We start from the raw sequence: 12,784 nt of genomic DNA, 5'->3' as shown, positions 1-12,784 counted from the left end.
TAAATGAAATCAATCGTTTTCCCTCGCGTTTGGTGGCACATTTGCAAAACCGCACAAATCCCACGCTAAAGCTAAGTTTTGCAAAAGAGCCACCAAGTCAAGGCACCACACGAGAGGAAGACCACTTAACTAAAATAAAAAATATAACGCCTGCCTGTAACATGGGTTTTGCAAGATGCGGGGTTGAAGGAAATCTATTGAACTTTTTTGCTATATTTGAACTGTGGTATTTCTATTGAAGTTCGGTGCTAAAAATCCCCGCCTTCGGCAATACCAAAACCGTTATCTGTCATTTTAAAAACAACACCTTCCCAATGAAACAATTATTAATTATATATTTTGTCATTTTTGTAAAACTAAACTTATTTGCGCAAAATAAAAATTTAACTATTATTCCTTTCACTACTGAAAATAACGGCATTCATTTTTACGCAAAGGTCAATGAAAATGACAGCATTAAATTTCTTTTTGATACAGGTGCGGACGGTTCAGTAATTAACAAGCAGTCACTAAACAAATTAACGTTGTCTATTAATGGTAAATCTTTAAACAGAGGAGCAAATGGAACAAATGAGGTAGATTTAAGTAAAGACAATAAATTAACTTTTGGACAAATTGAAAAGCAAAATGTTTCTTTCACAATTATTCCTTATGACATAACATCTTTTGATGGCGTTTTTGGAGCAGATTTAATGAAAGGACATATTATAGAAATTGATTATGACAAACAACAATTAAAATTTCATGATGAAGATAAAAATGATTTAGATTATAAAAATTACACTAAAATCAAACTTCATCTAATTGACAATTATCCAACAATTAAAACTTCAATGCAAATTAATGGTAAGCGATATTCAGGATTCTTTGGTCTTGACAGTGGTGCAGATGATGCTTTGACTATTTTATCTCCCTATGTTATAAAGAATAATCTTGAAAATAAAATGACAAAAATTGGTTCGGCTTCCGCACAAGGTTCTGACGGTAAAATTTTAGAAAGTCCCGTAGTTTTATGTCCTGAATTAATATTTGCAAACAAAATTTTATATAATGTACCAATGATACTTTCTACTGCAAAAGAAGGAATAGATGCAACAGATAAGATGGTAGGTATTTTTGGAAATGCTTTTTTAAAAAAATTCAACACCATTATTGACTTTAAAAATGGGTACATATATTATAAACTCAATAAAAATTTATACACAAAATTCTATTAAAAAAACGACAGATAACATAGTATTGGCAAAATGCGGGGAGAAGTACAAAATTGAAAAGCAGAAAAAATAATCCGCTCATGCTTTTCAATTATGCATTTTTTTGTAATTTAACAATCAGAAAAAGCAATTTGCTTCGTTCGGTCGAAATTGAACTTTTCGTCCAATTTAGCTCGCCCTTCGCAAATACTTTTTCCGTTACCTGCAACCCTAAACGAACGACAGTGCAAACTTTGAGCAACATGACAATAGCCATAATTTTTAGACAAGATGAGCAACAATTTTTTTGACTTTATTAATCTTCATAATGGCGAAGAGAAGAGAGAAAAGGTTTTAGAAACAATAAAATCAAATATCTCATTTCGTGGTTCTAATCTTTGGATTTTAGCTTGTGCAATTGTCATTGCTTCCGTAGGACTAAATGTAAATTCAACAGCCGTAATAATTGGTGCAATGCTAATTTCACCATTAATGGGACCAATTGTAGGAACGGGTTTTGCATTGGCAATTTACGACTTTGAATTACTAAAAAAATCAGGCATAAACTTACTAATTGCGACAATTGTGAGTTTACTTGTTGCGACAATTTATTTTTTTGTCAGCCCATTCAAAGAAACGCAATCTGAATTATTAGCAAGAACCTCTCCCAATATTTACGATGTATTAATTGCCTTTTTTGGTGGTTTAGTTGGCGTTATTGCTTTAACACGAGTAGAAAAAGGCAATCCAATTCCCGGAGTTGCTATTGCAACAGCTTTGATGCCACCACTTTGTACAGCAGGTTATGGCTTAGCAATCGGAAATTTTTCTTACTTCTTTGGAGCATTTTATTTGTACAGCATTAATTGTGTTTTTATTTGTATTTCAACTTTCTTAATCGTTAAATATCTGAAATACGAGCCTGTAAATAATTTAAACACAAAATTTGAAAAGCAAATAAGATATGGAATTACAAGTTTAATATTTGTAATGATTATCCCAAGTTTTTATTTGGCTTTCAATTTATTTCAAGAGAAAAAATTTAGTCAAAATGTAGAGCAGTTTATTTCAAAAGAATTTTCAAGTAATGGTTATGCACTTATATATAAAGACATTTCGTACACGACAAATCCTAAGAAGATTGAATTAGCCTTTCTGACAAAAAAATTCACAACACAGGAATTAGACATTTTAAATCAAAAACTTTTACAGTACGACATTACAAACACCAAACTAAATATCAGGCAAGACACAAAAGACATAAAAGGTGAAATTTTAGACGAATTAGGAAAACAGGATAAAATCTTATCAGACAAAGACATTTTAATCAATAACCTGCACAACGAATTGAATAAATATAAATTTAACAATCCCGAAACAATCAAAGAAATTACAATTTTGTTTCCAGAGTTAAAGAACATATCTATTGGCAGACACATTTCAAATGTAAATACAGACAGTTGCAAAACAGAAATAGTTTTACTTTACCAAACAGATGATAAAATAAAAAAGTTTGACACCGAGAAATTACAACAATGGTTAAGCCAAAAACTCAAAACAACCGACATAAAAATAGTGCGACAACAATAAGGGCAGCAGGTAACATCGGTTTGGCAATATGGAGGCTGAAGTGCTTCTATGAAACATTTTGTGCAAGGATGAACTTTCGTTCTTCGATTTTCCGATCCTTCGTAAAGCACAGAACCGTTGTGCGTCAGTTTAGAAAAACAGAAAACCGAAAGAAACTAACTAAATAATGATTATTATTGAAAATGAAAAATTGCTTATTCGAGAATTAGCTGAAAATGATGTCCATGTAATTTTCGAACTTTATTCTGACAAAGAAGCTATGAAATATAGAGGAAGTAGTCCTTTTGAAAATATTGATGAAGCAAAAGAAATGCTGAAAAAAGTTGCCGAAAACATTAAAAACGGAACTGAGTTTAGGTACGCAATTCTTGAAAAAGTAACAAACAACTTAATTGGAACTTACCTGATAACGCCTATTAGTAATACCGAATGTACAATTGGTTGCTCAATTGGAAAGAAATATTGGAGGAAAGGTTATGGTTTTGAAGTTATGATGCTTATGACAGAATATTTACGAAGTAGAAATTACGAAAAATTAACTGGGTTTATTAAGAAAGCAAATATTCCATCAATTAAATTAGTAGAAAAAATGAATTTTGTGTTAATTGAACAAACCGAAAAACCAGAATTCTACAAATACGAAAAAGAAATTAATAATTGAAAGAAAAATCGAACTCACAACATCGATTTGGCAATTGGCGGGCTGAACGGCTTTATATCAACGAAAGTGCAAAATTCAACTTTCGTTCTTCGCATCAACTTCAGTGCTAAAAATCCCGCCATCGCCAATACGCGGCTCGTTATATGCAATGCTGTTAAAAAAAATCAAAGAGTAGCGATCACTCAAAAAAGAATTTCCCACCCCTCATCAGCATATTTGCAAAATCCCAATACTAAACCAACCGCTGATTTTGCAAAAGAGCTGATTTCCCTTGAATCAATGATCATAACTTTATTTTAGGTTAATAAAAAAATTAGGAACATTTTTATTTATAATTTCTCTATAGAACTTATTTTATACACTTTTAAATTTCCCCTACCTTTTCCGCGTTTCTATGAAAGCAACCATTCCATACTGCTTTTATTTTTTGGGATTACGCTTTTCTCCCAATAAGCCGTTGCACAAAAAGAACCGATAAAAATTTCTATTTTTAAAACTGAACCAAAAAATTGGTCAAACTCTGACTTTCGTCTAAACCTATTTTCTTTCTTAATCGGGACCGTGCAACGACTATGCTATGAGGGCTTTGTTGGGTAATTGCCGAAATTTCTTTAGACGAAAAATTCAAGCGCAGGAAAGCACAAAGACGTAATTCATTTTTGGTCAGGTTCGGATATTTTTCCAATAACCTTTTATAAAAATCACTATCGGTTTCCATAAACAGCTTTTCAAACTCTTTTTTGTTAAAAGCCTGAGTTTCGCTTCGCAGATCACCTATGATTTTCGAAAGTATTTTGTTGGTGGTGTTAACCTACCTGCACCACAGCAATGTAGATGTGAATGATGAGATATTTAGTCCAGAAGAAAAACAGGGGGCTTTGGATTTTTTCTTTGGAAAAAATGAATAAAATTATTTTTTCATTCTTTTATCTCTGATCAAAGCATCTACAACTCCCAGTATCACAACTTCGTCGTTTTCATCAATAGTCACACTTTTAGCGTAATCACTATTTAAAGCAACCAAACGATTATTTGGTTTATCGTATCGTTTTAATGTATATTCTGAACTATTAATAGACACAACTATATCATCTCCATCCGTAGGGTAATAGTCGGAACGTATGATGATAATATCGTTTTCTAAATACTCCGGATACATTGATAATCCTTTCACACGATTTACAAATGTACTTTCTACTTTCGATAAATATCGTTCGTCTAAACTGATCCGATCACTTAAAAAATCTTCTGCAGGAGAAGGAAATCCAGCACGAATTCCTCCACATACTTGAACATATTTTTTTTCTCCTTCTGCATGGATGGTTAGATTTTCTAATTCAGTTCCAAAATAGGGTGCTTTTTTAAATGTTATCATTGTATGGTAAGTATATCATTCCACTTTGTTGTATAGTTAGGACTCAATAAATCTTGTCTCATTTTCCATGTTTTATCTAATGCTTGAGAACCAATTTTTAATTTTTTAACTCCATATTTAAAATTCATTTGATCCATAACATTCATCAGTTTTCGATGCTTTGGGTGCTCGTCTTCAAACATATTAAATTGTTTCTCACTTTCAGGTGTAATTCCACCAACTATAACCCCCGCTTTTTTATAGGCATACCCTTTTTTATAAATAGCATCTAATCCAATTTTTGCATATTTAATAATCTCAATAGATGAATTAGTAGGGAAGGGGATAGTTACATTGATTGATTGGTAATATTGTGGTTTATCTTCTTGAAATCGATTCGTAAAAATAAAAACCGTTACAAGTTGACAATTGCTGTGTTGGTTGCGTAATTTTTCGGCACAAGTTGCAGCAAAAGTTGCAATGCGTTCCTGTAAATAGGTTTTATCTTCATACGTTTTATCAAAAGATCTTGTCGTAGCAATATTCTTTTTAGTTTTTACATCTTCTAGTTCCATAACAGATATACCTTCTAACTCCTTTTTTAATCGTAAACCGACTACAGTAAATTCCTTTCGAACATATTCATCAGAAAGTAAAGTAAAATCTAATGCTTTATTTACTCCTTTTGCCTTTAATTTTTTAGCAAATTGTCTACCAATACCCCATACATCTTCAATAGCTAACCAGCGTAGTGCTTTTATTCGTTTTTCTTCGGAATCTATAGCATAAACTCCTTCTAATTGCGGATATTTTTTAGCTATTCTATTGGCCACTTTAGTCAATGCTTTTGTGGGAGCAATTCCAATACACGTTGGAATTAAAGTGTTTTTAAGCACTTCTTTTCGTATCTCTTTTGCATATGATACTAAATTATAATTTTCATATCCCTTGAATTGTAAAAAGCTTTCATCTATCGAGTAAACTTCTAAATCAGGAGTGTATTTTCTTAGTATTCGAGTTACACGGTTACTCATATCGCCATACAAAGCATAGTTGGAGGAAAATACATTTACATTATTATCCTGAAATATCTTTTTGTATTCAAAAGCGGGTGCTCCCATTGGAATACCTAATGCTTTGGCTTCGTTAGAACGTGCAACAACACACCCATCGTTATTACTTAAAACAACAATTGGTTTATGGCGCAAAGTGGGATTAAAAACCCTTTCACAACTCGCATAAAAATTATTACAATCTACTAAAGCATACATTTTGCAAAATTATTAAATTAGTAAACGTGCTAAAGTTAAATTATTATGATGCCAAAAAACGTCGTTTGTTTATCGTTAGATTTAGGAAATTCATTAGAACCTGAGCACATATCTAACATTGAGATTGTTGCGAAAAATTTAGAAGATTTTAATAATCGTTTTCAAACAGAATTTTATCTTTTTTATGATACGGATGGATATACTTTTGAAATCCCTGAACAATTTATAATTAATGATTTATTAAATTGGTTTGTTGAAGGTATTGGAGAATTATTAGCTTTTTCATATTCTCCAACTCGAGACAGTTATTTTGATTTAAATGCTTATTTAAATGTTCGCAAAACAGAGTTAGATTTTTTACATAGTTTTGAAATGTATAACAATTATCGTCAACGTTATATTGATTATGCCCCCTTAGGATTTTTAGAAGAGGAGTCGTATTTTTTTATAAAAGAAAATCTTACTAATTTGATATTAGACTATTCCCGCAATTTTAATGGATAAGACCAATTCTGCAAGTTTTTTAATTCTAATAGGCGAAGTATAAAATTATTTATTTTCGTTTATTTTGTTTGTTTCGTTTATTTCGTTTATTTCGTTTATTTCGTTTAATTTTGTATAAAACAATTTAACTATGGAAGCATTAGACTATATAAAAAGACCCACTAAGAAAGAACAACGAGTGGCTATTGAATCTTATGTAGCACTTTCTTCAATTTTATCACAATTGAAGCAAGATGATACTGAAATAGAAATCGAAGAAACAAACGACAGAATTAAAATACCTTTTAAAGCTTTAAAACTTTTAAGTGAAATTTTGAAGTCAATGAGTGAAGGAAATCCAATATCTATTGTCCCTATTGCAACGGAAGTTACTACTCAAAAAGCAGCTGAAATATTGGGTTGTTCACGACCTCATTTAGTTAAACTTTTAGAGCAAGGTGAAATTGATTTTACAATGGTTGGAAGACATCGTCGTATTCTATTTGAAGATGTAATCAAATATAAAAACGAAATGAAGCAAAAACAGAAAAAGCATATCATTGATATTATGAACTTTGATGACGAAATAGGTTTATATGATTCATAGTGTTCGATACAAAGCTGTTCTTGACACCAATGTAATATTTCCTATCGTGATTAGAGATTTATTATTTTGGTTTGCTCATTATGATTTATATACCCCAAAATAGAGTAAAATCATTTTTGATGAATGGAAATCTGTAATGATTCGAAAGGGAGTTGAATCTTCCCAAACAGAGAAGCGGATAAACATAGCAAATTTGGCATTTCCCGATGCTTTAGTATTAATTATGAAGGTTTAATTGATAATTTAAATTTACCTGATAAAGATGATAGACATGTATTAGCTGCTGCTATTAAAGTCAATGCCAATATTATTGTAACTAATAATTTGAAGGATTTTCCAGATGATTTTCTTACAGATATCATTGATTTAAATCCAAAAATAGCCCTCCAAGCTTTTAAAGATTTGGTATTAAATCGCAAAAACCCGCCAATGGATGAATTTCAAGTATTAGAAAGTTTTAGAAAAAATGGATTAAATCAAACAGCAGATTATTTACATGCTTTATTGTAATTAATGATACCAAAAATCGACCGTTTTAAGGGACTACTTTTGAGTACTCCTTTTTTTATTTTGAACAGTGCTTTTTATCGTTATTTTTATTAGTTTTATAAAATAACCTTTTATAGTGCTATTTTTATGATTATTGGATATGCACGAGTTTCTACGAAGGATCAAAATTTAGAAAATCAAATCGAGTTGTTGAAACAGCATGGATGCGAAAAAATATTTTCAGATGTTGCGAGTGGAGTGAAAGAAGATAGAAAAGGTTTATTAGAACTTTTAGAATTTGCTCGACCAGGTGATACGATATTGGTATATAAGAATGATCGTATTTTTCGTTCCTTAAAAAATATGGTCGATCTGATTGAAACCTTCAATCAAAAAAAGATTCATTTCAAATCGATAACAGAACCTGAGTTTGATACTCATTCAGCCAATGGGAAGTTTTTACTTCAGATATTTAGTGCAGTTGCCGAGTTTGAACGCAACCTAATCAGCGAACGAACCAAACACGGTTTAGAAGGAGCACGAAGACGTAATGAAACCTTAGGTAGACCTAAAGGTATCTCCAAAGAAACATTAGAAAAGTACCAGTACGCAAAGCATCTTTACGATAATAAAAAACTAAGTATTGATAAGGCTTGTAAACAAGCTGGAATAAGTAAAACTACGTTTTATAGAGTGGAGAAGGGGAGTGATATATAGAAATAAATTTATATAAAAATATATGTATATACAACCTAAGAATTTAAATGAAGTGTCATCATAAGCAATAAATTATGGAATGTCGTTTAATGTCGTGTTAAATTGTTATTTTTAACAAAAAATAACTTAATGTACAATATACTATTATCGGATAATATTGAAGTTGAAATAACTAAAATATATCAAATGAAAACTTATGATTCTTTAATTGAAGGAACAACTAATAAAGAATTAAATGATGATATTTTAGTTGATATTAAGCAACTAGCTAAGCGTATTTTTTTTAAAATTCGTATTACGTAATCGATCCAAGAGTAACGAACGATGTTGTTCATCTTTATACTATTATTTTCGAATTAATGTTATTCATACTTTTCTATAATTAGAAAAAAATCATTTCGTATTAATAGTTGTTTGTTTTCAATGTGAAAGTTTCGTGGAGGGTATATTGATAATAAGTTAGATAAAATTAAAAAAATAAAACATACTAAGAACCTATTATAATGGCTAAAAAGAAAAAAGAAGAAGTTCAAGAAACGATAGAAAAAACGTTGTGGAAAGCAGCAGATAAATTGCGTAAAAACATCAATGCGGCGGAATATAAAGATGTGGTTCTTGGCTTAATTTTCTTAAAATATATATCCATTGCATTTGAAAAATTGCATGCCGAATTAACCGAACAAATCGATCAAGGAGCAGATCCCGAAGATAGAGAAGAATATACCGCAGAAAACGTATTCTTTGTGCCACCTTCGGCACGTTGGTCGTTTTTACAATCGAATGCAAAACAAACCACCATTGGTAAAATCGTAGATGACGGCATGGATGCTATCGAAGCAGAAAACCCACAATTGAAAGGAATTTTACCAAAGGTATATGCCAAACAAAATTTGGATCCAACGAGCTTAGGCGATTTAATTGACTTAATTGGAAATATCGACTTTGGCGATACGCAAGAACGTTCTGCTGATGTATTAGGACACGTGTTCGAATATTTCTTAGGTCAGTTTGCTTTGGCAGAAGGACAAAAAGGCGGACAATTCTATACGCCACGTTCGGTTGTAGAATTATTGGTGGAAATGTTAGAACCGCACAAAGGTCGTGTATTTGATCCTTGTTGTGGATCGGGTGGTATGTTTGTACAGTCCGAAAAGTTTGTCGAAGAACATCAGGGAAGAATTGATGATATCTCGATTTACGGACAAGAGTCCAACCAAACCACTTGGCGTTTGGCCAAGATGAACTTAGCCATTCGTGGGATTGATTCTTCGCAAGTGAAATGGAATTCGGAAGGTTCCTTTTTGAATGACGCACATAAAGATTTAAAAGCCGATTATATTATCGCTAATCCACCGTTTAACGTGAGCGATTGGTCGGGTGATTTATTGCGTAACGATGCGCGTTGGCAGTTTGGTACACCTCCTGTAGGGAATGCCAACTTTGCGTGGTTGCAACATTTCATCCATCACTTAGCACCAACAGGGCAAGCAGGTGTGGTATTGGCAAAAGGCGCCTTAACCTCTAAAACTTCGGGAGAAGGCGAAATCCGTAAAAACTTAATTGAGGAAGGATTAATTGACTGTATTGTCAACTTACCTGCTAAACTTTTCTTGAATACGCAAATACCTGCGGCTTTGTGGTTTATGCGCCGTAAGAAAGTTCCGAATGCGAAATATCGTAACACCGAAAACGAAATCTTATTTATCGATGCACGTAATTTAGGGCATCTCATCAACCGCAGAAACCGTGAGTTGAGCAAAGAAGATATTGATTTAATTGCTTCTACCTACCACAATTGGCGTAATGCATTCCCCTCCTCAGGAGGGGTGGTCGAAGACCGGGGTGGTTACAAAGACATCCCAGGCTTCTGCGCTTCCGTAACATTAGACAAAGTGCGAGAATTGGATTATGTACTCACACCGGGACGCTATGTAGGTTTACCGGATGAAGAAGACGATTTCAACTTTGTAGAGCGTTTTACTTCGTTGAAAACAACTTTAGCCGAACAATTAGCCAAAGAAGCGGAACTGAATACGATTATTGCGGAGAACTTGTCGAAAATTGAACTGCCAAAAGAATGAGTAAAGATTTAACCCTTTCCCAACAACATATAGAAAACCGAATTTTTACGATTCGGGGGAAACAAGTCATGTTCGACAGAGATCTGGCAGAAATGTACCAGGTGGAAGTAAAAAGGTTAAATGAGCAAGTAAAACGGAACATTGACCGGTTTCCCGAGACATTTCGTTTTCAGCTGAATAGCCAAGAAAAAGATGAACTGGTCGCAAATTGCGACCAGTTCGAATCGTTAAAACATTCCGCTGTAAATCCGTATGCTTTTACAGAGCAAGGTGTAGCGATGCTGTCTGTTATTTTTAAATTCAATTAAGAGTCCTATGACCAACGAAATTATACTCTACCAATCGGATGATTTACCAGAACGGATTGAAGTAATCATAGAAGGAGAAACTGTATGGCTGTCTCAAGAGCAAATGGCTCAACTCTTTAATCAAACGAAGCAAAATATAAGCTTACATATCAACAATTGCTATAAGGAAGGAGAATTAGATAGAAAGGCAACTGTCAAGGAATCCTTGACAGTTCGAAAAGAAGGAAATAGAACCGTGCGAAGAATGATAGAGTTCTATAACCTCGATGTAATTATCTCTGTGGGTTATCGCGTTAAATCAAAGCAGGGTACTCAGTTTAGAATTTGGGCTACGAACGTATTGAGAGAGTATTTATTAAAAGGGTATGCACTGAATCAACGTATGGATCGAGTTGAAAACCATGTGGACGAGCTCAGTAAGAAAATGGATATCATATCTTTACAGATCGAATCTAATAAACTTCCTAATCAAGGCGTTTTCTTCAATGGACAGGTGTTCGATGCTTACAACTTTGTGTCTGATCTGGTACGAAATGCCAAATCCTCTGTTCTCCTTATCGATAATTATGTGGACGACACGGTGTTGACTTTATTAAGTAAAAGGAAAAAGAATGTGAAAGCCAATATCTATACGGCAACTATTAGCCAACAGCTGCGCTTGGATCTGCAGAAACATAATCAGCAGTATCCAGCAATAGGTATCCATTTATTCAAACAAAGCCACGACCGCTTTTTAATCATTGATGAAAAGGAGTTGTACCACATTGGCGCTTCGCTAAAAGATTTGGGGAAGAAATGGTTTGCTTCTTCGAGGATGGATAGCTTGTGTAAGGATGTATTGAGTAAAATTAAAAAAGGAGAATGATGGAGAATAGGAATTGGAAGGAATATAAAATAAAAGATATTGCTGAAGTTATAGGAGGTGGTACTCCGAGAACAGATAATCCTGATTTCTGGAATGGAGATATACCATGGATAACCCCTCGTGATTTAACGGGATATTCTAAGAGGTATATTTCAAAAGGGGAACGATTTATATCAAGTGAGGGTTTAAAAGGTTCATCTACAAGGTTGCTTCCTAAAGGTACTGTTCTTTTAACTTCTCGTGCACCTATTGGCTATGTAGCAATTGCAGATAATGAAATTTGCACAAATCAAGGGTTTAAGAATTTAGTTCTTAATGAAGATTTAGTTTATAATAAATTTATTTATTATTGGATTAAAAATAATATTGACTATTTACAATCTATAGGCACAGGAACAACTTTTGCTGAAATAAGTGGAAACGTTATAAAAGAAATTGAAATCCAACTTCCCCCACTTCCCGAGCAAAAAGCCATTGCTTCGGTATTGTCGAGTTTGGATGATAAAATCGACTTATTACACCAACAAAACCAAACCTTAGAGGCTTTAGCTGAAACTTTATTCCGTCAGTGGTTTATTGAAGAAGCTAAGGAGGATTGGGAGGAAGGAAAGTTGGGAGATGAATTTGATTTTACTATGGGACAATCTCCTCCAGGCAATACATATAATGAAAATAGAGAAGGTATTCCATTGTATCAAGGAAATGCTGATTTTGGATTTAGATTTCCAACTAATCGAATTTTTACAACTGAACCCAAAAGATTTGCAGAAAAATTTGATACATTAATTAGTGTAAGGGCTCCAGTTGGTGCACAGAATATGGCAAATGAGAAATGTTGTATCGGGCGTGGTGTTGCAGCATTTAAATATAAAGAACATCAATCATTTTTTAGCTACACATATTACAAATTAGCTTCATTGATGAATGAAATTAAACAATTCAATGAGGCAGGAACTGTTTTTGGCTCAATATCAAAATCAGATTTTGAAAATATTGATATTGTTAAACCGCCTAAGTCTTTGATTGAAAAATTTGAAATTAAAGTTAAGCCAATAGATTTAAAAATATTAGAAAATTCAAAACAAATCCAAACCCTCACTCAACTTCGCGATACTTTATTGCCTAAATTAATGAGTGGCGAGGTGAGGGTGAAAAATTAAAATTA

At 32.9% G+C, this 12,784-nt stretch carries 16 protein-coding genes; 13 read left to right on the top strand and 3 right to left on the bottom strand.

What is annotated here, in order from left to right:
• Positions 1–314 precede the first annotated feature (314 nt).
• The 3 genes from BN8061_RS11110 (at position 315) to BN8061_RS11100 (ending at position 3,444) form a co-directional block, all read left to right on the top strand.
• Positions 315–1,217, top strand: coding sequence for a retropepsin-like aspartic protease (locus BN8061_RS11110; protein ID WP_068599291.1), 903 nt, complete (start codon positions 315–317; stop codon positions 1,215–1,217).
• A 267-nt stretch (positions 1,218–1,484) separates the two neighbouring features.
• Entirely contained in the window at positions 1,485–2,783 is a 1,299-nt protein-coding gene (locus BN8061_RS11105) for a TIGR00341 family protein (RefSeq protein ID WP_068599289.1), read from the top strand.
• Positions 2,784–2,949: 166 nt separating this feature from the next.
• Positions 2,950–3,444, top strand: coding sequence for a GNAT family N-acetyltransferase (locus BN8061_RS11100; RefSeq protein ID WP_068599287.1), 495 nt, complete (start codon positions 2,950–2,952; stop codon positions 3,442–3,444).
• A 490-nt stretch (positions 3,445–3,934) separates the two neighbouring features.
• On the opposite strand, the gene BN8061_RS11095 is transcribed toward BN8061_RS11100, so the two are convergent.
• On the bottom strand, positions 3,935–4,162 hold the full coding sequence (locus BN8061_RS11095) for a helix-turn-helix transcriptional regulator (RefSeq protein WP_068599285.1): 228 nt from the start codon (positions 4,160–4,162) through the stop codon (positions 3,935–3,937).
• Positions 4,163–4,220: 58 nt separating this feature from the next.
• Here BN8061_RS11095 and BN8061_RS12325 point away from each other — a divergent pair, with 58 nt between their 5' ends.
• Complete coding sequence (locus BN8061_RS12325; RefSeq protein ID WP_262509385.1) at positions 4,221–4,352, top strand: hypothetical protein; 132 nt, start codon at positions 4,221–4,223, stop codon at positions 4,350–4,352.
• A 2-nt stretch (positions 4,353–4,354) separates the two neighbouring features.
• Here BN8061_RS12325 and BN8061_RS11090 read toward each other — a convergent pair whose 3' ends face one another.
• Both BN8061_RS11090 and BN8061_RS11085 read right to left on the bottom strand, forming a co-directional pair.
• Entirely contained in the window at positions 4,355–4,819 is a 465-nt protein-coding gene (locus BN8061_RS11090; protein WP_068599283.1) for a LexA family protein, read from the bottom strand.
• Complete coding sequence (locus BN8061_RS11085; protein WP_068599281.1) at positions 4,816–6,069, bottom strand: Y-family DNA polymerase; 1,254 nt, start codon at positions 6,067–6,069, stop codon at positions 4,816–4,818. The genes BN8061_RS11090 and BN8061_RS11085 overlap by 4 nt, the downstream gene beginning before the upstream one ends.
• A gap of 45 nt (positions 6,070–6,114) precedes the next feature.
• Between BN8061_RS11085 and BN8061_RS11080 the strand changes: the two genes are divergently transcribed.
• The 9 genes from BN8061_RS11080 (at position 6,115) to BN8061_RS11045 (ending at position 12,779) form a co-directional block, all read left to right on the top strand.
• Complete coding sequence (locus BN8061_RS11080; protein WP_154662314.1) at positions 6,115–6,573, top strand: hypothetical protein; 459 nt, start codon at positions 6,115–6,117, stop codon at positions 6,571–6,573.
• A gap of 130 nt (positions 6,574–6,703) precedes the next feature.
• On the top strand, positions 6,704–7,159 hold the full coding sequence (locus BN8061_RS11075) for a helix-turn-helix domain-containing protein (protein ID WP_068599278.1): 456 nt from the start codon (positions 6,704–6,706) through the stop codon (positions 7,157–7,159).
• Between the two features lie 324 nt (positions 7,160–7,483).
• Positions 7,484–7,669, top strand: a complete 186-nt coding sequence (locus tag BN8061_RS12065) for a VapC50 family PIN domain-containing toxin (protein WP_204207209.1) — start codon at positions 7,484–7,486, stop codon at positions 7,667–7,669.
• Between the two features lie 126 nt (positions 7,670–7,795).
• On the top strand, positions 7,796–8,365 hold the full coding sequence (locus BN8061_RS11065) for a recombinase family protein (RefSeq protein WP_068599276.1): 570 nt from the start codon (positions 7,796–7,798) through the stop codon (positions 8,363–8,365).
• Between the two features lie 129 nt (positions 8,366–8,494).
• On the top strand, positions 8,495–8,668 hold the full coding sequence (locus tag BN8061_RS11930) for a hypothetical protein (protein WP_154662313.1): 174 nt from the start codon (positions 8,495–8,497) through the stop codon (positions 8,666–8,668).
• Between the two features lie 200 nt (positions 8,669–8,868).
• Positions 8,869–10,446 carry a type I restriction-modification system subunit M gene (locus BN8061_RS11060; RefSeq protein WP_068599274.1) on the top strand — a complete coding sequence of 526 codons (1,578 nt, stop codon included), beginning with the start codon at positions 8,869–8,871 and terminating at the stop codon, positions 10,444–10,446.
• On the top strand, positions 10,443–10,754 hold the full coding sequence (locus BN8061_RS11055) for an ORF6N domain-containing protein (RefSeq protein ID WP_068599272.1): 312 nt from the start codon (positions 10,443–10,445) through the stop codon (positions 10,752–10,754). The genes BN8061_RS11060 and BN8061_RS11055 overlap by 4 nt, the downstream gene beginning before the upstream one ends.
• 7 nt (positions 10,755–10,761) lie before the next feature.
• Positions 10,762–11,619, top strand: a complete 858-nt coding sequence (locus BN8061_RS11050; protein WP_068599270.1) for a virulence RhuM family protein — start codon at positions 10,762–10,764, stop codon at positions 11,617–11,619.
• On the top strand, positions 11,616–12,779 hold the full coding sequence (locus BN8061_RS11045; protein ID WP_094745956.1) for a restriction endonuclease subunit S: 1,164 nt from the start codon (positions 11,616–11,618) through the stop codon (positions 12,777–12,779). The genes BN8061_RS11050 and BN8061_RS11045 overlap by 4 nt, the downstream gene beginning before the upstream one ends.
• The last annotated feature ends 5 nt before the right edge of the window (positions 12,780–12,784 follow it).

The sequence above is a fragment of the Vaginella massiliensis genome (genome assembly GCF_900089075.1).
Lineage (GTDB): Bacteria > Bacteroidota > Bacteroidia > Flavobacteriales > Weeksellaceae > Weeksella > Weeksella massiliensis_A.
Note: the sequence above shows the minus strand (reverse complement) of the source record. Positions and strands in the feature narration are given on the sequence as shown.

What these genes read in the sequence shown, in the direction of transcription:
- BN8061_RS11075 (WP_068599278.1), top strand. Translation starts at nt 6,704, where the DNA reads ATGGAAGCATTAGACTATATAAAAAGACCCACTAAGAAAGAACAACGA.
- BN8061_RS11065 (WP_068599276.1), top strand. Translation starts at nt 7,796, where the DNA reads ATGATTATTGGATATGCACGAGTTTCTACGAAGGATCAAAATTTAGAA.
- BN8061_RS11045 (WP_094745956.1), top strand. Translation starts at nt 11,616, where the DNA reads ATGATGGAGAATAGGAATTGGAAGGAATATAAAATAAAAGATATTGCT.
- BN8061_RS11055 (WP_068599272.1), top strand. Translation starts at nt 10,443, where the DNA reads ATGAGTAAAGATTTAACCCTTTCCCAACAACATATAGAAAACCGAATT.
- BN8061_RS11060 (WP_068599274.1), top strand. Translation starts at nt 8,869, where the DNA reads ATGGCTAAAAAGAAAAAAGAAGAAGTTCAAGAAACGATAGAAAAAACG.
- BN8061_RS11110 (WP_068599291.1), top strand. Translation starts at nt 315, where the DNA reads ATGAAACAATTATTAATTATATATTTTGTCATTTTTGTAAAACTAAAC.
- BN8061_RS11085 (WP_068599281.1), bottom strand. Translation starts at nt 6,069, where the DNA reads ATGTATGCTTTAGTAGATTGTAATAATTTTTATGCGAGTTGTGAAAGG.
- BN8061_RS11105 (WP_068599289.1), top strand. Translation starts at nt 1,485, where the DNA reads ATGAGCAACAATTTTTTTGACTTTATTAATCTTCATAATGGCGAAGAG.
- BN8061_RS12325 (WP_262509385.1), top strand. Translation starts at nt 4,221, where the DNA reads ATGATTTTCGAAAGTATTTTGTTGGTGGTGTTAACCTACCTGCACCAC.
- BN8061_RS11930 (WP_154662313.1), top strand. Translation starts at nt 8,495, where the DNA reads ATGTACAATATACTATTATCGGATAATATTGAAGTTGAAATAACTAAA.
- BN8061_RS11090 (WP_068599283.1), bottom strand. Translation starts at nt 4,819, where the DNA reads ATGATAACATTTAAAAAAGCACCCTATTTTGGAACTGAATTAGAAAAT.
- BN8061_RS11095 (WP_068599285.1), bottom strand. Translation starts at nt 4,162, where the DNA reads ATGGAAACCGATAGTGATTTTTATAAAAGGTTATTGGAAAAATATCCG.
- BN8061_RS11100 (WP_068599287.1), top strand. Translation starts at nt 2,950, where the DNA reads ATGATTATTATTGAAAATGAAAAATTGCTTATTCGAGAATTAGCTGAA.
- BN8061_RS11080 (WP_154662314.1), top strand. Translation starts at nt 6,115, where the DNA reads ATGATGCCAAAAAACGTCGTTTGTTTATCGTTAGATTTAGGAAATTCA.
- BN8061_RS11050 (WP_068599270.1), top strand. Translation starts at nt 10,762, where the DNA reads ATGACCAACGAAATTATACTCTACCAATCGGATGATTTACCAGAACGG.